At 61.4% G+C, this 17387-nt stretch carries 15 protein-coding genes; all 15 read right to left on the bottom strand.

Annotated elements, in window-relative coordinates:
• Window positions 1-41 precede the first annotated feature (41 nt).
• Window positions 42-785, bottom strand: a complete 744-nt coding sequence (locus JYJ39_RS02290; RefSeq protein WP_205201748.1) for a hypothetical protein — start codon at window positions 783-785, stop codon at window positions 42-44.
• Complete coding sequence (dacB, locus tag JYJ39_RS02285) at window positions 785-2197, bottom strand: D-alanyl-D-alanine carboxypeptidase/D-alanyl-D-alanine endopeptidase (RefSeq protein ID WP_205201747.1); 1413 nt, start codon at window positions 2195-2197, stop codon at window positions 785-787. The genes JYJ39_RS02290 and dacB overlap by 1 nt, the downstream gene beginning before the upstream one ends.
• A 59-nt stretch (window positions 2198-2256) precedes the next feature.
• A complete protein-coding gene (locus tag JYJ39_RS02280) occupies window positions 2257-4341 on the bottom strand; it encodes a methyl-accepting chemotaxis protein (protein ID WP_205201745.1) in 2085 nt (694 codons plus the stop codon).
• A 436-nt stretch (window positions 4342-4777) separates the two neighbouring features.
• A complete protein-coding gene (gene fba / locus JYJ39_RS02275) occupies window positions 4778-5842 on the bottom strand; it encodes a class II fructose-bisphosphate aldolase (RefSeq protein WP_205201743.1) in 1065 nt (354 codons plus the stop codon).
• A gap of 143 nt (window positions 5843-5985) precedes the next feature.
• Window positions 5986-7413, bottom strand: a complete 1428-nt coding sequence (pyk, locus tag JYJ39_RS02270; protein ID WP_205201741.1) for a pyruvate kinase — start codon at window positions 7411-7413, stop codon at window positions 5986-5988.
• Between the two features lie 10 nt (window positions 7414-7423).
• Window positions 7424-8533 (bottom strand): GGDEF domain-containing response regulator, encoded by a 1110-nt coding sequence (locus JYJ39_RS02265; RefSeq protein ID WP_205201739.1) that lies wholly within the window; start codon window positions 8531-8533, stop codon window positions 7424-7426.
• An 11-nt stretch (window positions 8534-8544) separates the two neighbouring features.
• Window positions 8545-9729, bottom strand: coding sequence for a phosphoglycerate kinase (locus JYJ39_RS02260; protein WP_205201733.1), 1185 nt, complete (start codon window positions 9727-9729; stop codon window positions 8545-8547).
• An 84-nt stretch (window positions 9730-9813) separates the two neighbouring features.
• Entirely contained in the window at window positions 9814-10851 is a 1038-nt protein-coding gene (locus JYJ39_RS02255; RefSeq protein ID WP_240189507.1) for a type I glyceraldehyde-3-phosphate dehydrogenase, read from the bottom strand.
• Window positions 10852-10962: 111 nt separating this feature from the next.
• A complete protein-coding gene (locus JYJ39_RS02250) occupies window positions 10963-11817 on the bottom strand; it encodes a prepilin peptidase (RefSeq protein WP_205201731.1) in 855 nt (284 codons plus the stop codon).
• On the bottom strand, window positions 11817-13043 hold the full coding sequence (locus JYJ39_RS02245; protein WP_205201730.1) for a type II secretion system F family protein: 1227 nt from the start codon (window positions 13041-13043) through the stop codon (window positions 11817-11819). Before JYJ39_RS02245 ends, JYJ39_RS02250 begins: the two co-directional genes overlap by 1 nt.
• 17 nt (window positions 13044-13060) lie before the next feature.
• On the bottom strand, window positions 13061-14776 hold the full coding sequence (gene pilB, locus JYJ39_RS02240) for a type IV-A pilus assembly ATPase PilB (protein WP_205201728.1): 1716 nt from the start codon (window positions 14774-14776) through the stop codon (window positions 13061-13063).
• 132 nt (window positions 14777-14908) lie between these two features.
• Entirely contained in the window at window positions 14909-15640 is a 732-nt protein-coding gene (locus JYJ39_RS02235; RefSeq protein WP_205201726.1) for a Crp/Fnr family transcriptional regulator, read from the bottom strand.
• 31 nt (window positions 15641-15671) lie between these two features.
• Complete coding sequence (locus JYJ39_RS02230) at window positions 15672-16484, bottom strand: CbbQ/NirQ/NorQ/GpvN family protein (RefSeq protein ID WP_205201724.1); 813 nt, start codon at window positions 16482-16484, stop codon at window positions 15672-15674.
• Window positions 16484-16792: a cytochrome C oxidase subunit IV family protein gene (locus JYJ39_RS02225; RefSeq protein ID WP_205201722.1), complete on the bottom strand. Its 309-nt coding sequence runs from the start codon at window positions 16790-16792 to the stop codon at window positions 16484-16486. Before JYJ39_RS02225 ends, JYJ39_RS02230 begins: the two co-directional genes overlap by 1 nt.
• Window positions 16779-17381 carry a cytochrome c oxidase subunit 3 gene (locus tag JYJ39_RS02220; RefSeq protein WP_205201720.1) on the bottom strand — a complete coding sequence of 201 codons (603 nt, stop codon included), beginning with the start codon at window positions 17379-17381 and terminating at the stop codon, window positions 16779-16781. The genes JYJ39_RS02225 and JYJ39_RS02220 overlap by 14 nt, the downstream gene beginning before the upstream one ends.
• Window positions 17382-17387: the final 6 nt, after the last annotated feature.

Raw genomic sequence — 17387 nt, 5'->3', positions numbered from 1 at the left:
CGCGGCGCACGCCACCCGTTACCAACGGACGGCCGGAGAGATCAGTCTGCTGCCGAGAGGCCGGGGCTGTCTGCCTGTCCTGCCCGCCAACGCTGCAATGCCTGCAGCGAGTAGCCATAGCTATGCTGCATCTGGCGCGCGTCATAAGCGTGCTGCTGGCCCAGCGGGCAGGCGCGCCGGGCCAGGCAATTGGTGGCACAGGGAGAGGCCGGCTGCAAGCGGAAGTCGGCACAGGCGGTCAGATCGAAGGACGCTTGCAGCGCCGCCGCCGGGCAAGCCGTGCGACACAATGGTTCCGAACAGGCCGCGCAAGGGTGGGCATGTGTCTGGGGCTCACTCAGTGGGAAATCACTGGCGGCAACGATCAGGGCACGGTAGGCGAACCAGCTGCCCCACTGCGGATCGATGCCCACCATGAACGGTGCGGCATGATGCCAGCCGGCCAGCTGCCCGAGCGCCTGCAGGCCCACGCTCGGCGCACCGGGATAAAGGATGCGATACGCCACGCCGGGCGCCTGGCGGGCGAAGAAACGCCGGACGCAGGTCACGGTGTAAGCATCGATGGGGTCGGCCGCAACTGCATCGACGGCCTGGTCGCGTTGCGCCGCCTGCACCTTTTCCCATAACAGCTGGCCGGCGTGTCCCAGCAGGATGAGCTGGGTTTCGCCATCCTGCGCCGCGATCTGTTGGCGGAGTTCCGGCGGCAGGTCGGCCAGGGCGAACACATGCTGGCGATTCAGGCCGGCGTCAGCCAGTTGCTGCCAGGGCGACACGCCAGCGGACATCAGCGCCCCCCTGCCGCCAGCCAGTCGAGCAGCGCATCAATCGCCGCGACACCGTCCGCCGCCCGGGGGTCGTTGATCAGCACACTCACCGCATAGCGCCCGCCTTGCGGGTCAAACACGTAGCCGGCGGCACTACGCACCCCATTGAGGTAACCGGTTTTGATCCGCGCCCGACCACTCGCCGCGCTGTTTTTCAGGCGTTTCTTCATGGTGCCGTCGATCCCCGCCAGCGGCAGGCTGGCCAGGAATTCGGGCATCACCGGCCGCTGCCAGGCCGTACGTAGCAGGGCATTCAGGCTGGCCGCGCTGATCCGCTCCCGGCGCGACAGGCCGGAACCATTGTCCAACACCAGCTCTGGCGCATTCACCCCCAGCGTCGCCAGCCAGGCCTGCACCCGCCGCCCGGCCCCGGCAGCTGTCGCTGGCGCGGCACTATCATCGAGACTGAGGAAGAGCTGGCGCGCCATGACGTTGTTGCTGAATTTATTAACGCCCTGCACGGCATGGCTGAGCGGTAAGGATTCGTGCTGCAGCAGGCGCTGCGCCGTGGCGGGCGTGGAGCCGTCCCGCACCCGCCCGGTCAGCCGGCCACCGAGCTCCTGCCACACACTGGCAATGAGACTGGCCGCATGCGCATCGGCAGACAAGGGGGCCAAACTCAGGCTGCGCTCACCGCACTGGCGAGCATAGTCACCACTGGCGACGAGGCGCTGCCCACTCGCTGCCGGCATCAGCTGCAGATGAATACGGTCGCGCCAGTTGTCGGCGCACGGTCCTTCCTGCAGACGTAGCTGGTTGTCGAGGACGAAACCGCTGACGGGCGACTCAAGGAAGACGTTAACGCTGCGCCCTTCTGCCGGCTGCAGGGCAAACCGCAGCGCCTGAAAATCGAGCAACAGACCGTTCGGCCCGACGTTGTAGGGGCGCAGCGGCTTGCCGTCAAAGGCAGCGGGATCGAAATCAACAGCGGCAAAGGCGGTGCGGTCGAGCACGATGTCGCCATCGATACGCTCAATGCCGCGCGCCCGCAGCTGCCGCAGCAATTGCCAGACATGCTCGCTGGCCAGCTGCGGATCGCCACTTCCCTGCAGATAAAGATGACCAGCCAGCACGCCGTCCCGCACCGCAGCCTCGCTCAACACGCGCGTCGGCCAGGTGTAGGCCGGCCCGAGCAGGTCGAGTGCGGCAAAGGTCGTCACCAGCTTCATCACCGACGCCGGATTCATCGGCTGCTGGGCATTGTGGCTGATGATCGGCGCCGGGGCATCCAGCCCCTGCACCACCACGGCAACGCTGGTCAAGGGGATTTTCGCGCTGGTCAACTCGCGGCGAAACTCATCCGGCAACTGAGCCGCCACCCCCAAGGGCAGAAGCGTTAGAAAAAGCAGCAGCAGGCGGCGGTAAAAAGACATGGCAAGACAATGGGGGCGGTGAAGCCCCCATTCTAAGCTGCGGCGGAAAAACCTGCCGCTCAGTGACGGTACAGTTCGAAGCTGGCAATCAGCTGGCGCAGGGTCTGCGCCGTGTCCAGCAATTCCGCCGCCGCCTGCCGGGCATTGCGAGCGGAATCGGTGTTCTGCTCGATCAGGTCGGTGATCTGCTGCATGCTCGCCGCCACTTCCTCACTGGCAATGCCCTGCTGACGGGAAGCGTCGGAAATCTGCCCGGCCATCTGCGTCACCTGGCTGGAAGAATGCGTGATGCCCTCGAGACCCGCCACACTCTCGCGCAGCATGCCAATGCCGGTTTCGACCTCGTGCGAGGCGGTATTCATGCTGCTCACTGCCTGCGCCGTGACCGACTGAATCTCGCTCACGGTGCTCTTGATGTCAGCGGTGGACGCTGTCGTCCGTTCGGCCAGCTTGCGCACTTCATCCGCCACCACGGCAAAACCGCGCCCCTGCTCGCCCGCCCGTGCCGCTTCAATGGCCGCGTTGAGCGCCAGCAGATTGGTCTGGTTGGCGATATCGCTAATCACGCCAGTGATGTCGCCAATCTTGGCGATGGCCTGATTCAGCTGATCGATGGTCTGACTGGACGCCTGCACAGCATCGACCACGCGCGTCGTCGCTACCATGCTCTGGTTGATGTGGCGGTTGCTCTCCACCACCTGGCCCTGGGCTTCTTGCGCTGCCTGCGCCGTATCGTGCGCATTGGCCGCCACTTCCTGCACCGACTGACTGAATTCCTCGGTGGCCGCCGCCACCCCTTCGACGCTGGACTGCTGCTGCTCGGACTGCTGGCTGACCTGCTCCATCTGGCTTTCCAGCTGGTGGCTGCGCTCACTGACCGCGCGCGAGGCGGCATTGATATCGTCGAGCACGACTTTCAAGTTGTTCTGCATGATCGCCAGGTTGCACAACAGCTGCCCCGTTTCATTGCAGCTGCCGATCTCGATCTCATCGGTCAGCTGGCCCTCGGCAATGCGCTCGAACAAGGCAATCGTTTTCCGGATCGGAACCGCGATGCTGTTGAGCAGGAACAGGCCGGCCCCCACCGCCAGTACTGCAGCCAGCAGGAGCAATCCCAGACCGAAGTTGCGGATGCTGGCATAGCGCGCTTCAGCTTCGCGGTAACGGGCACTGGCGCCAGCGGCAAGCTCGTCGATCAGCGTCTGCCCTGCTTTCTGCAGCTCGGCGTAGAGCGGATTGATCCGCGTCAGCAGTGCGGCATTGGCGTCGTAGTATTTCCCACCCTGCAGCAGGGTCATGACCGGATCAAGCCCGTCTTCGACATAGCGCACGCGTGCAGCCATCAAGCCTTCGAGCAAAGGCTTTTCCTTTTCGCTCAGCCGCGCTGCCTGCAAGCTGGCCAGCAACACATCGATTTCCTGGCGGTTTTTCTGGAATGCCTGAACATACCGGTCGAGCGCATGATCGTGCAGTGCCGCCGCCGCGTTGGCCGGATCGTGCTGCAACGCCAGCATGACCTGGGTGCGGTTATCCGCCAGCAGGAAAATGACCCGGTTGACCAGGCTGCTCGGCTGCATGTTTTCCTCATACATGCCAACCAACTGCTCATTACTCGCTTTCAGGCCGGACAATCCGGAAAATCCCAGTACGGCCATCATGCACAGCAGCAGCAGCATGGTGCCGCCGATGAGCACGCGCAAAGGCAGATGGCGCCGACGTGTTGTTGGCAGCGCCCCTTTCTGCCCGGCAGCTGCATACAGCCGCTCGGCTTCGGCACGTTTGGCTGACGACAACGGGGTGCGCACTGATTGGTATCCCGTAATCTTCCCTTGCCGCTTCAAGGGCATGACGAACGCTTCCACCCAGTAAAAGTCGCCGTTCTTGCAGCGGTTCTTGACCGCACCGCGCCACGGATTTCCTGCCTGTATGGTCGCCCACATATCGCGGAACGCAGCTTCTGGCATATCCGGATGCCGGATGATGTTCTGGCTCTGACCGATCAACTCGTCGCGGGTAAAACCGCTGATCTCGACAAAGGCATCATTGACATGGGTGATGACACCTTTGAGGTCGGTGCGAGAAACAATATAAGCATTTTTGGGAAAAGAAATTTCGTTACGCGTCACTGGCTGATTATTTTTCATTGCTTCACCAATTTCTTACATTGTTGTACGAATCTGAAGGCGGCAGATCAACATGAACCGATTAGCCGCTTATATTTTGTAAAGAACTAAACTAACATAACTTTACAAATACATTACACCGACTTTCGCCACTTTTCCTGCGAAAAAAACCCGATTTGCGAAAAAAGCGCAAAGATGCCTTAACTAGCGGCGCAACGGCACAAAAAAAGCCGGAGGGTTTCAACCCTCCGGCGTGCTGATCGATGTCGTGGATTGTGACAATCTGACCAAGCGTTGCCGGAGAATCCTTTCGTGATTTGCCGACCTGAACAAAAAAACACTGAAACCGCAGAAAACTGGAAACGGCTCTACGAGCGAATTAAATGAGAACCTGTTTTACTTCAATTATCCAGCGCCCCAAGCCGTGCGCAATACCAATTAAATAAACGCAGCAGTTTCAGCGCACGAGTTGATTGAGCTCACCCCGGGCATAACGCTCGGCCATTTTATCCAGCGCCAGCGGCTTGATCTTGCTCGCCTGGCCGGCACAGCCGAAGGCTTCAAAGCGGGCGAGGCAGATTTTCTTGGCGGCTTCGCGGGCCGGCTTGAGGTAGTCGCGCGGGTCGAACTTGGACGGGTTCTCGAACAGGTAGCGACGCACCGCGCCGGTCATCGCCAGACGGATGTCGGTGTCGATGTTGACCTTGCGCACGCCATGCTTGATGCCCTTGACGATTTCCTCGACCGGCACGCCATAGGTTTCCTTCATGTCGCCGCCAAATTGGCGAATTTCCTCGAGCAGCTCCTGCGGTACCGACGACGAGCCATGCATCACCAGGTGCGTGTTCGGAATGCGGGCATGGATTTCGGCGATGCGATCGATGGCAAGGATGTCGCCGGTCGGCTTCTTGGTGAACTTGTAAGCGCCGTGGCTGGTGCCGATGGCGATGGCGAGCGCGTCGCAGTTGGTCTGGCGGACGAAATCGGCGGCCTGCTCGACATCAGTCAGTAACTGGTCACGGGTCATTTTGCCCTCGGCGCCGTGGCCGTCTTCCTTGTCGCCCTGCATGGTTTCGAGCGAGCCGAGCACGCCCAGTTCGCCTTCGACCGAAACGCCGATGCTGTGCGCCAGTTCGGTGACCTTGCGGGTGACGTCGACGTTGTACTCGTAGCTGGCGACGGTCTTGCCGTCGGCTTCCAGCGAGCCGTCCATCATCACCGACGAGAAACCGGACTTGATCGCGGCCATGCACACCGCCAGGCTCTGGCCGTGGTCCTGGTGCATGACCACCGGAATGTGCGGGTAGGCTTCGAGCGCAGCCAGGATCTGGTGGCGCAGGAAGGGTTCGCCGGCGTATTTGCGGGCGCCGGCCGAGGCCTGCATGATCACCGGGGCGTCGAGCTGGCTGGCCGCTTCCATAATCGCCCAGACCTGTTCCATGTTGTTGACGTTGAAGGCGGGCAGGCCGTAATCATTTTCGGCAGCATGATCGAGCAGTTGGCGCAGGGAAACGAGAGGCATGGGAATTCCTGTGAAATATGAAAAGTGATGCTTGCCGCGGACGGATGCGATGAATGCAGCAAAAGCGGAATTGTGCCCGGGCGGGAGCGTTTTGCAAACGGCGGCAGCTGCATTCCCGCGTCCTCTCCCGCCCGTTCATTCAATCAGCAATGCTCGCCGACACGGACAATCTTCAAGGTGTTGGTGCCACCGATGCTGCCAATGGGCTCGCCGATGGTGAGCACGATGAGGTCGCCACGTTCGACGATACCGCGCTCGATCAGCAGCGTTTCCGCCTCGGCCAGCAACTGCTCGCGCTCGGTATGCTGCTGCTGCATGAGCAGCGGCCGGACTTCGCGATACAGCGACATGCGCGACAGCGCTTCAGCATCCGGGGTCAAAGCATAAATGGGCAGCCCGCAGTTGAGACGGCTCATCCACAAGGCGGTCGAACCCGATTGCGTCAACGCGGCGATGGCCTTGACCTTGAGGTGATGCGCAGTCCAGATGGCCGCCATGGCAATCGACTGATCGATGCGGTTGAACACCCGATCGAGGAATTCGCGCTCGAGGGTGATGTCCGTCGACCGCTCGGCTTCGACGCAGATGCGCGCCATCGATTCGACGGTTTCCACCGGATAGCTGCCGGCAGCCGTTTCTGCTGACAGCATCACCGCATCGGTGCCGTCGAGTACGGCATTGGCCACGTCGGACACTTCGGCCCGTGTTGGCACGGGCGAGCTGATCATCGATTCCATCATCTGGGTGGCGGTGATGGTCAGTTTGTTGTAGTCACGCGCCAGACGGATCATCTTTTTCTGCAAGGCGGGTACAGCGGCATCGCCGACTTCCACCGCCAGATCGCCGCGCGCCACCATGATGCCATCGGAGGCTTCGAGGATTTCCTGCAAGTTATCGACTGCCTCGACCCGCTCGATCTTGGCAATCAGCGCCGCCTTGCTGCCGGCGGCACGCAGCAATTGCCGCGCCATGTACATGTCCGCCGCATTCTTGGGAAAGGACACGGCGACGTAATCGACACCCAGCGCCGCCGCCGTCTTGATGTCCTCCATGTCTTTGGCGGTCAGCGCCGGGGCGCTCAGGCCGCCGCCCTGGCGGTTGATGCCCTTGTTGTTGGAGAGCTTGCCGCCAACCTGCACGCGGGTGTGTATCTCGCTGCCGCGCACGGCTTCCACCCGCACTTTCAAGCGACCGTCATCAAGCAGCAGGGTGTCGCCGGGGCGCACATCACGCGTCAGCTCCTTGTAGTCCAGCCCGACGCGCTCGGCGCTACCTTCCTTGCACTGCGCATCGAGGATGAAGGAGGCCCCTTCGGCCAGCATCACGGCACCTTCGGCAAATTTGCCGATACGAATCTTCGGCCCCTGCAGATCGGCCAGCAGGCCGACGATCTGGCGCTGCCGGGCAGCCGCCTCGCGCACTGTACGGGCCCGTGCCAGATGGTCCTCGGCCGTACCATGCGAGAAATTCATGCGGACGACGTTAACGCCCGCCGCCACCATACGCTCCAGCACTTCCGGCGAAGAGGAGGCTGGGCCAAGCGTGGCGACGATTTTGGTATGACGACTCATGCTGCTCCGTTCAATTGTTGGTCGTGTTGGCAGAAAGGGAAACATGCTGGCGAAAACGGCCTTCCATCTGCTCCAGCGGCAACCCCAGGTTGAATTCAGTCTCCAGCAGCCGCATCAGCGGCAACATGTCGAGCCCGGCCTGCGCCAGCCGCTGATTGGCAGCATCCACGCCCTGCCAGGAGCGCAAGCTGGAAAGCGGGTCGACGTACTCCGGATCAGCCGCACTGACCACCAGATTACCCGGCGAATGGCGCGCCTGCTCCAGGCGCGCCAGGGCCAGATCGATCAATTGCGACGCGGTCCGCCCGGTATCAACCGGCAGGCTGGCCAATCCTGCACTGACACTGATCTGCAAGCGTTCCTTGCCCACCCTGATCGCCTGTTCGCCCAGCGCCCGGCACACCCGCTGGGCGAAAGCATGGGCCGTGGCCAGCGTGGTCCCCGGCGAGGCAATCAGGCAGGTCGAGCCGTCACCCAGCGCCATGGCATCACGCCCATTGATCTTGCTGTGAATGAGATCGGCCACACGCCGGCCAAGATCCTCCACTGCCGCCGCGCCGAAACGCTGCCGCAGCATCTGCTCCTGCGTCAGCCCGAAGGCCAGCACCGCTGCGCTGTATTCCGCGCTGTTGCCGTGTCGGCTCATTTCATCGCACAGCCGGCGACACATGGCCGGACGCTTGACGAACGCCTGCCCGGAGGGGCCGGGCGCCGGCGGCATGATGCTCGAACTGACCTCCCAATTGACCAGCCGCCCGATGTGCAGAAGGATTTCGTCGCCGCTCATGCCGCGCACGATGAAATCGCTGACGCCGCGCTCCTTGGCCGCCACGCGGTTGGCCAGCGGTTCATTCTCGGAAATCAGGAGGAAAAAAGGCAGATCGGACAAACGGTGCAGGCGGTTGCTGCGCAGGCGCTGCAGAAGCGCGTGACCGTCACACTTGCCCAGGTTGAGCGCTGTCACCACTGCGACGATGGAAGGATCAAGGACCAGCGTCTGCCAGGCCGATTCGCCATCGCTTTCCTCGCGCAGATCGTATTCCGCACTCAAATGTTTGGCCAACGCCGCCCGGGCTACCCGCGACGGGTCGACGATCAGTACGCGGCGTTTTTCTTCCATGATGCAACTCCTCAGCCTGCGGCGCGCGCTTCCAGGACAGCAATTGCCGGCAAGGTCTTGCCTTCGAGAAACTCGAGGAAGGCACCACCGCCAGTAGAAATGTAGCCGACATCTGCCGCAATATTGAATTTGGCAATAGCGGCCAGCGTATCGCCGCCACCGGCGATGGAAAACGCTTCCGAATGCGCGATGGCAGAAGCCAGCATCTTGGTGCCGCCGGCAAACTGCGGCAACTCAAACACTCCGACCGGACCGTTCCAGACGATGGTACCGGCATTGGCGATGATTTCCGCCAGCTTCGCCGCCGACTTGGGGCCGATATCGAGAATGCGGTCGTGGGCGCCGACGTCATCAATGCCGATCTTGTTGGCACGTGCCAGGGCGGAGACTTCGTCAGCCACCACCACGTCGCTCGGCAACGGCACTTCCGCCCCCCGCTCTTTCATCATATCCATGATCGCGTGCGCTTCCTTGACCAGATCGGCCTCCGCCAGCGATTCGCCGATGCGCTTGCCGGAAGCCAGCAAGAAGGTGTTGGCGATGCCACCGCCGACGATCAGCTGATCGACCTTGTTGGCCAGGGATTTCAGGATGGTCAGCTTGGACGACACCTTGGAGCCGCCGACAATCGCCACCAATGGACGCTTCGGATTGTGCAGGGCCTGCGTCAGCGCATCGATTTCAGCCCCCATCAGCACGCCAGCGCAAGCCACCGGTGCATACCTGGCCATGCCGTGCGTGGTCGCCTCGGCGCGGTGCGCGGTACCAAAGGCATCATTGACATAGATATCGCACAGCCGGGCCATCTTTTGCGCCAGTTCTTCGTTGTTCTTCTTCTCGCCCTTGTTCACCCGGCAATTTTCAAGCAGCACCACCTCGCCCGGCTTGACCTCAAAGCCACCGTCCACCCAGTCGCTGATCAGTCGTACCGGCACGTGCAGCAGCTGCCCCAGCCGTACGGCTACCGGCATCAGGCTATCTTCCGGGTTCAGCTCACCTTCCGTCGGCCGCCCCAGATGCGAGGTGACCATCACCGCCGCGCCTTTCTCCAGGCAGTAGCGGATCGATGGCAGCGAGGCGCGAATGCGCGTGTCCTCGGTGATGTTACCGGCCTCGTCCTGCGGCACATTGAGGTCAGCGCGAATGAAGACGCGCTTGCCGCTGACATCGAGATCGGTGAGTTTGATGACGTTCATGGTGTCTCCGTTTTAAGTCCTGCAAAAAGTGAGAAGTGAAAGGTGAATTCCGTCCGCCTGGCCCCACCTTTCACGTTTCAGCTTTCACGTCCCGGTTTGACTACGCTGCAGCAGCCAGTGCTGCGCCACATCCAGCAAGCGATTGGCAAAGCCCCATTCGTTGTCGAACCAGATGAAAAGATTGAGCAGATGCCCACCGCTGACCCGGGTCTGGCTGGCATCGATGATAGCCGAGTGCGGGTCGTGATTGAAGTCGATCGAGGCATGCGCCGCCTCCGAGTAGGCAAGCAGGCCCCGCAAGCCGCCGACAGCCGCAGCCTGCAGCAGCTGGTTGACATCTGCCGCGGTCACCGGCTTCCGGGTGATGAGATTGAGGTCGATTGCCGAGACATTGAGCGTCGGCACGCGAATCGCCTTGGCATGCACACGTCCCTGCAGATCGGGTAACAAGCGCTCGACGCCACGACTCAAGCCGGTCGACACCGGAATGATGGACTGCATGGCAGAGCGAGTTCGGCGCAGATCGGTATGGTGGTAGCCATCGATCAGCGGTTGGTCGTTCATCACCGAATGCAATGTGGTCAGTTGCGCCTGCTCGATCCCGAAATTCTCCGCCAGTAAGGCCAGCACCGGCACCACGGCATTGGTGGTGCACGAACCTGCCGACAGCAGACGCTCACTGCCCCGCAGCACCTCCTGATTGACACCGTAGATCACGGTGGCATCGACATCTTCGGCAGAAAACCCCGGATGCGACAGCAACAGACCGGGGCAGCCGGCGCGCAGGAAGCGTTCCAGTTCGGCCCGCCGACCATAGACACCGGAACAGTCGATCACCAGATCGATGTCCTGCCAATCCACTTCTTCCGGCCCCCGTGCGTGCGTAACCCGGATCGGATGGTCAGCGATCACGAGCTGCCGCTCGCCTGTCACGACACACCCGGGAAAACGCCCATGCGTGGAATCGTACTCGGTCAGGTAAGCCATGCTCGCCAGATCGGCAGGCTCATTGATGGCCGTCACCGCCAACTGCGGGCGACCTGGCGCCGTGTGCAAGGCACGCAGGACACAGCGCCCGATCCGGCCATAGCCGTTGATGGCAAGACGAAACGGAACTGGCACGGGGGTCACCACAGGGGTCACGATAGGAAGCAGGTCACAAAACCCGGGAATTTTACCGCCTTACGCCGGAAAAAACCGGCGTGAACGCGCCACTTCCCTGGTCCACCTCACTCAATAGAGCAGGGCGAGGTAGGTCTGCGTCAATTCCTGGCCGTAAAACAGCGCCAGCAAACCGGCGGCAGCCAGGTAGGGGCCGAAGGGGATCGGTACATTGCGCCCGTGCCGCGCCAGCACGATCAGCGCGATACCAACCGCAGCCCCCACCACGGAAGACAACAGAATGATGGCCGGCAACATCTGCCAGCCCAACCAGGCACCGAGCGCAGCAAGCAGCTTGAAATCGCCGTAGCCCATCCCTTCCTTGCCGGTGACCAGCTTGAACAGCCAGAACACGCTCCACAACGCGAGATAGCCTGCCATGGCGCCTACCACGGCAGAGCCCAGATCGGTGAATTGTCCGGTCAAGTTGAAGAGCAAACCCAGCCACAACAGCGGCAGGGTGATGCTGTCGGGCAGCAGGTGGGTATCCAGATCGATCAGGGCCAGCGCGACCAGCGCCCAGGTCAGACAGAGTGCACCCAGCGCCAGCCAGCCCACACCAAAATGCCAGACCACCGCTGCCGACAGCACGCCGGTCAGCGCCTCAACCAGCGGATAGCGCAGGGAAATCGGAGTTTGACACTGCCGGCAGCGGCCGCGCAGGAGAATGAAATAGCTCAGCAGCGGAATATTGTCGAGCACACCGATACCCTGACCACACTGCGGACAGCGCGAACGGGGCAGCAGCAGATTGAAGGGGGCTGCCTCCGTCGGCGGCTCCCCCCGCAATTCGGCGCACTGGGCCTGCCACTCCCGCTCCATCATCTGTGGCAGACGATGGATGACGACATTGAGAAAACTGCCGACGCACAAACCGAGCACACCGGCAGCCAGCACCAGAACCACTGGCGGGAGATCGAGCAGCATCAGCCGACCACCTGTCCCATCTTGAAAATCGGCAGATACATCGCCACCACCATGCCACCGATCAGCGTCCCCAAGACCACCATGATCAGGGGTTCCATCAGGCTGGACATGGCATCGACCGCGTCATCGACTTCCTGTTCGAAGAAATCCGCCACCTTCGACAGCATGCCGTCGAGCGAGCCGGATTCTTCACCAATGGCCGCCATCTGCGTCACCATGTTCGGGAATACGTCGGCATTCTGCATGGCCACGGTCAGGCTGGTACCGGTCGACACTTCGCTCTGGATTTTCTGGGTAGCCACCTTGTACACATGGTTACCGGATGCGCCGCCCACGGAATCGAGCGACTCCACCAGCGGCACCCCGGCCGCGAACATGGTAGCCAAAGTCCGCGTCCAGCGCGCAATGACCGATTTGCGCACGATGTCACCAAAAATCGGCGCCCGCAACAAAGCGCGGTCCATCACCATCTGAATTTTTTCGGACCGTTTCCAGGCTTCAAGGAAAGCGTAGATGCTGCCGCCGATCACCCCAAAAATCGCCCACCACCACTCCACGAAAAAGTCCGATATGGAAATCACGATCTGGGTCGGCAACGGCAATTCCGCACCAAAGCTCGTGAACACTTCCTTGAACGCTGGAATCACGAAAATCATGATCACCGCCGTGATCACGAACGCCACCACCAGCACGGCAATGGGATAAAACAAGGCTTTCTTGATCTTGCTCTTGATGGCGAGGATTTTTTCCTTGTAGGTCGCCAGCCGATCAAGCAGGGTTTCGAGAATACCCGCCTGCTCCCCTGCACCGACTAGGTTGCAGAACAGCGCATCGAAATAGAGCGGATATTTACGGAACGCCTGCGACAGCGAGCTGCCGGTTTCCACTTCCGACTTGATATCGAGCAGCAAACGACCGACTGCCGGATTGGCGTGGCCACGCCCGACGATATCGAACGACTGCAGCAGCGGCACACCCGATTTCATCATAGTCGCCAGCTGGCGGGTGAACAGGGTGATGTCCTTGTCCGTAATCTTGCCGCCCGACTTGAGGCGCAATTTCTTGATCTTGCTGACGGTAATGCCCTGGCGGCGCAGCAGATTCTGCACCACGGTTTCCGTCGCCGCACGCATTTCACCGCGCGCCGGCTTGCCATCGCGGGTGCGCCCCTCCCACTGATAGGTGCTTTCCTTGACGGCCACAGACCTGTTTTTTGGATTTGCCATATTCTCCCCTTACACACTCAGGCGTTGGTCGTATTCAATACTTCTTCGAGCGAGGTCATGCCCTGCTTGACCTTGAGCAGGCCTGATTCGCGTAGATCACGGACCCCCTCGGCCTTGGCCTGTTTTTCCAGATCGAGCGAGGTGGCGCCGGCCAGGATGAGGCGCTGCATTTCCTCGCTGATCGGCATCACCTGATAGATCCCCACCCGTCCCTTGTAGCCACTCCCCTTGCAGCGTTCACAACTGCCAGGGCCATACAGGGTCCAGCTGCCATCCAGTTCTTCCGCTTTGAAGCCGGCTTCGAGTAACGCCTGCTGCGGCACTTCCAGCGGCTGCTTGCAATTGCACAGGCGGCGCGCCAGACGCTGTGCCGTGATCAAGAGAATACTGGAGGCAATATTGAACGCCGGCACCCCCATGTTCATCAGCCGGGTCAATGTTTGTGGCGCATCGTTGGTGTGCAGCGTGGATAGCACCATATGGCCGGTTTGCGCAGCCTTGATGGCAATCTCGGCCGTTTCCAGATCGCGGATTTCACCCACCATGATGATGTCCGGATCCTGGCGCAGGAAGGCCTTGAGCGCCACGGGAAAGGTCAGGCCGGCCCGGTCATCCACGTTCACCTGGTTGATGCCGGGCAGGTTGATTTCTGCCGGATCCTCCGCCGTCGCGATATTGACGCCGTCCTTGTTGAGGATGTTGAGGCAGGTGTACAACGACACCGTCTTGCCGGAACCGGTCGGCCCGGTCACCAGCACCATGCCGTAGGGACGATTCACGGCATCCAGCAAGTGCGCCTTCTGATCCGGTTCATAGCCCAGCGCCTCAATGCCCAAGGTGGCCGAACTCGGGTCAAGAATACGCAAGACGATCTTTTCGCCCTGCAGGGTAGGCAGGGTGCTGACCCGAAAATCAATGGCGCGGGTCTTCGACAGCACGAGTTTCATCCGCCCATCCTGCGGCACCCGCTTTTCAGCAATGTTCAGGCGGGAAATGACCTTGATGCGCGAGGCGATCTTTTCCTTGATCGCCAACGGCGGTTTGGCAATTTCGCGCAAGATCCCATCCACGCGAGTGCGGATCCGGTAAAACTTCTCGTACGGTTCGAAGTGAATGTCGGACGCGCCATCGTTGATGGCGTCAAGCAGGATCTTCTGGATGAACTTGACGACCGGCGCATCGTCAATATCCTGCGCTCCCGCATCAGCAATGGCCTCCCCCGCCTCTTCTTCACCGAAATCGAGGTTGATGTCGTCGTCAGCAATGGCCCGCAGCACATCATCTGTCGTTTCCGCAACCTTCGCCACCAGCGGCATGAGTTTGCCGTGGTCGACGACGATCGGATCAACCGCCAGCCCGGTCTGGAAACGGATTTCATCCAGCGCCCGCAGGTTGGTGGGGTCAGCAATGGCAATGGACAAGCGGTTGCCGCGCTTGTTGAGCGGCACCACGCGGTGCGCAGCGACCAACTTACGGTCGATCGCATCCTTGGGAATCAGGTCGGTATTGAATGCATCCAGATCCAGCAAGGGATAGCCAAAGGTTTCCGAAGAAAAAATGGCAATCTCGCTGGCACTCGCCTTGTGTGCCGCAATGATCTGATCGATCAGCGGAATTTTGGCGGCCAGCGCCTGCTGCATCAATTCTTCCGCCTCGGTCTCCTTGAGCCGCCCGGCCTGGACCAGAGCGCGTGCGAGACCGCTGATTGGGGTGTTCTGTGGGGTTGCCGCCATCGAAGTTGCACATTAGATGCCGTTTGAATTGGGCGATGATGCTACGCCGGCACGGCTTTGTAAAGGAGAAGCGGCAGGCAGGGCTGACAAAAGCGGAAAAACACCGGGGAGCGCGGCAAGCCGCCGGCGTCATCAGCCTCGGCCGCCCCCCAGGCTGGCGTGCAGACTCGCCGTATCAGGCACGATGATGCGCCGGCCATCGACTTCAATCAGCCCGTCGTCAGCCAGTTCGTGCAGCACGCGCGAAAAGTGTTCCTGCGTCAGGTTGAGCCGGGAAGCAATGGTGCCTTTGTGCGTCGCCAGACAGATTTCGACGCGCCCGTCGGGTGTATTTCCCTCCGCATCGCTCATTTCTCCGAGCAGGTAGCAGACGATGCGCTCCCGCCCGGAACACAGGGAATAAATCTCCAGATCCTTGATCAGGCCATGCAGCCGCAGCGCCAGGCCGGCAATCAAGCGTTGGCAGAAATCAGGCGCGTTACGCATTTCCTGAAAAATCGTGTCCTTGGCGATGAACAGCAAACGGCATTCCGTCAAAGCCTGGGCCATGAGCACATAAGGCTTTTGCATGAACATCACGGCCTCACCGAAGCTCTGCCCCGGGCGGATGATCTCGACCACTTTCTGGTTGCCCGCTGCTGACACGAACGCCAGCTTGACCTGGCCGGCCAGTACCAGATGGAAACCATGGCAGGGATCGCCCTTGTGAAAGAGGATGTTGCCGCGATCGTAATGCTCAATACGACATCCTTGCGCCAGCCGCTGTAGATCTGCCTCCGGCAGATCTGCAAACAACGCCGTCTGGCGCAGGTTCACCACCACATCGAGCCCCCCCGCTGCGACTTGTGCGTTTTGTGCGGCCATCTCCCCCCCCCCCTTTTTTCAGCGCTCAAATTCAGCGCCCGAATGTTGCGTTGATCACTTCCTGCAAGGCTTCAGCGACTTCCGGATCATCCGTCAGACTTTCAACAACGGCAGCACGACAGGCCACGACCGGATCCATCCCGTCGCGGATCAGGGCCGCTGCGTAAATCAGCAGGCGCGTACTGACCGCTTCCTCCAGATCCTGATCTTTCAATTGCCGCAGGTTGTGGGCAATGCCCACCAGCCGCCGCGCCAGATCCTCGGCACAGCCGGTTTCCCGCTGCACGATCACTGCCTCGCGCGCACTGTCGGGAAAATCGAAGCGCAGGCTGACGAAACGCTGACGGGTGGACGGCTTCATGCCCTTGAGCAGGTTCTGATAGCCTGGGTTGTAGGACACCACCAGCATGAAATCGGGCGGTGCTGCCAGTAACTCGCCCGTCCGATCTATCGGCAGGATGCGCCGGTCATCGGCCAGCGGGTGCAGGACCACGGTCGTATCCTTGCGCGCTTCGACCACTTCGTCGAGGTAGCAGATGCCGCCTTCACGTACGGCGCGGGTCAGCGGGCCGTCGGCCCAGCGGGTGTCGCCATCAACGATCAGATGACGCCCGACCAGATCAGCGGCGGTCAGATCGTCGTGACAGGCCACCGTATACAGCGGCAAGCCCAGACGCGCCGCCATATGCGCGACAAAACGCGTCTTGCCGCAACCGGTCGGCCCCTTGATGAGCAAGGGCAAGCGGTTGCGCCAGGCCGATTCGAAAATAGCTTCTTCCTGCCCGAAGGGCGAGTAATACGGCACCTCGACGACGGGTGCCGCCAGGGGCGAACGGGCATTCATCAGGCCAGACCTTTCCAGTAAGCGATTCCGACGAGCGTGCACACCAGCACCAGCCAGCCCACCGAAAGATTGCGCCAGAGCGCGGGAGCATGGCGCAGCGCCATGAATTCGAGTGCAACGACGGCGCCCTTGACGAAGGCAATCCCCAGCACGATAGCCGCCAGCAGCAGGCCGCCGCTACCTTCACCCAGCCGCCAGGTCAGCACTGTGGCCAGCATCAGCCCGGCCCACAGCAGCCAGGTGCCCCTGGCGGAACCATGCGCGTCAGCCGCTACCGGCGGCAAGTCAGGATATTCAGTGGATGACATAAACCAGCGGAAAAAGAATGAGCCAGACCAGATCGACCATATGCCAGTACGCTGCGCCGCTTTCCAGGCCGTTCATGTTGCGCGGCCCATAACGACCGGCGCGCAGGCCGAACCACAGCGCGGTGAGGATCACCAGCCCAAGGATCACGTGCATGAAGTGGAAGAAAGTCAGCGACAGGTAGAACATGTGGAAGGTACTGCTGGAGAGCGTAATGCCCTGCGCGAAAGCCGCCGCATACTCGACGCCCTTGACACCCAGGAAGGCCAGCCCGCATAAAATCGCCGCCAGCATCCATGGCGCAGCCGCCCGCGCCCGACCGGCCAGTGCCCCCTGCACCGCGCGCACCACGCAGGCACTGGCAGAAAGCAGCAGCAAAGTATTGAACGCCCCGGCATCGCGATTGAGCGCCCGCTGCGCCAAGTTGAATTCCTCGACGTGATTGGCGCGGGTAAACGCATACGCAGCAAAAAAGGCAGCAAACGCTGCCAGCTCGGCCATGATGAAAATCCAGATCGCCAGGTCGCCCGCCAGACGTGGGCCTGTCCGTGTGAACGTCGGGTGCGCTGCCGCGTTTGCTTGTAGTTCCATGGCAGG

It is taken from the genome of Azonexus hydrophilus (assembly GCF_905120355.1).
Taxonomy (GTDB): Bacteria; Pseudomonadota; Gammaproteobacteria; order Burkholderiales; family Rhodocyclaceae; genus Azonexus.
The sequence above is the reverse complement of the archived record's forward strand: the minus strand, read 5'-3'. Positions and strand labels throughout refer to the sequence as shown.

Coding starts and splice junctions, on each gene's coding strand:
- JYJ39_RS02290 (WP_205201748.1), bottom strand. CDS start 785: ATGTCCGCTGGCGTGTCGCCCTGGCAGCAACTGGCTGACGCCGGCCTG.
- JYJ39_RS02245 (WP_205201730.1), bottom strand. CDS start 13,043: ATGGCAAATCCAAAAAACAGGTCTGTGGCCGTCAAGGAAAGCACCTAT.
- JYJ39_RS02235 (WP_205201726.1), bottom strand. CDS start 15,640: ATGGCCGCACAAAACGCACAAGTCGCAGCGGGGGGGCTCGATGTGGTG.
- JYJ39_RS02225 (WP_205201722.1), bottom strand. CDS start 16,792: ATGTCATCCACTGAATATCCTGACTTGCCGCCGGTAGCGGCTGACGCG.
- dacB (WP_205201747.1), bottom strand. CDS start 2,197: ATGTCTTTTTACCGCCGCCTGCTGCTGCTTTTTCTAACGCTTCTGCCC.
- JYJ39_RS02265 (WP_205201739.1), bottom strand. CDS start 8,533: ATGGAAGAAAAACGCCGCGTACTGATCGTCGACCCGTCGCGGGTAGCC.
- JYJ39_RS02280 (WP_205201745.1), bottom strand. CDS start 4,341: ATGAAAAATAATCAGCCAGTGACGCGTAACGAAATTTCTTTTCCCAAA.
- JYJ39_RS02230 (WP_205201724.1), bottom strand. CDS start 16,484: ATGAATGCCCGTTCGCCCCTGGCGGCACCCGTCGTCGAGGTGCCGTAT.
- JYJ39_RS02220 (WP_205201720.1), bottom strand. CDS start 17,381: ATGGAACTACAAGCAAACGCGGCAGCGCACCCGACGTTCACACGGACA.
- fba (WP_205201743.1), bottom strand. CDS start 5,842: ATGCCTCTCGTTTCCCTGCGCCAACTGCTCGATCATGCTGCCGAAAAT.
- JYJ39_RS02260 (WP_205201733.1), bottom strand. CDS start 9,729: ATGAACGTCATCAAACTCACCGATCTCGATGTCAGCGGCAAGCGCGTC.
- JYJ39_RS02250 (WP_205201731.1), bottom strand. CDS start 11,817: ATGCTGCTCGATCTCCCGCCAGTGGTTCTGGTGCTGGCTGCCGGTGTG.
- pyk (WP_205201741.1), bottom strand. CDS start 7,413: ATGAGTCGTCATACCAAAATCGTCGCCACGCTTGGCCCAGCCTCCTCT.
- pilB (WP_205201728.1), bottom strand. CDS start 14,776: ATGGCGGCAACCCCACAGAACACCCCAATCAGCGGTCTCGCACGCGCT.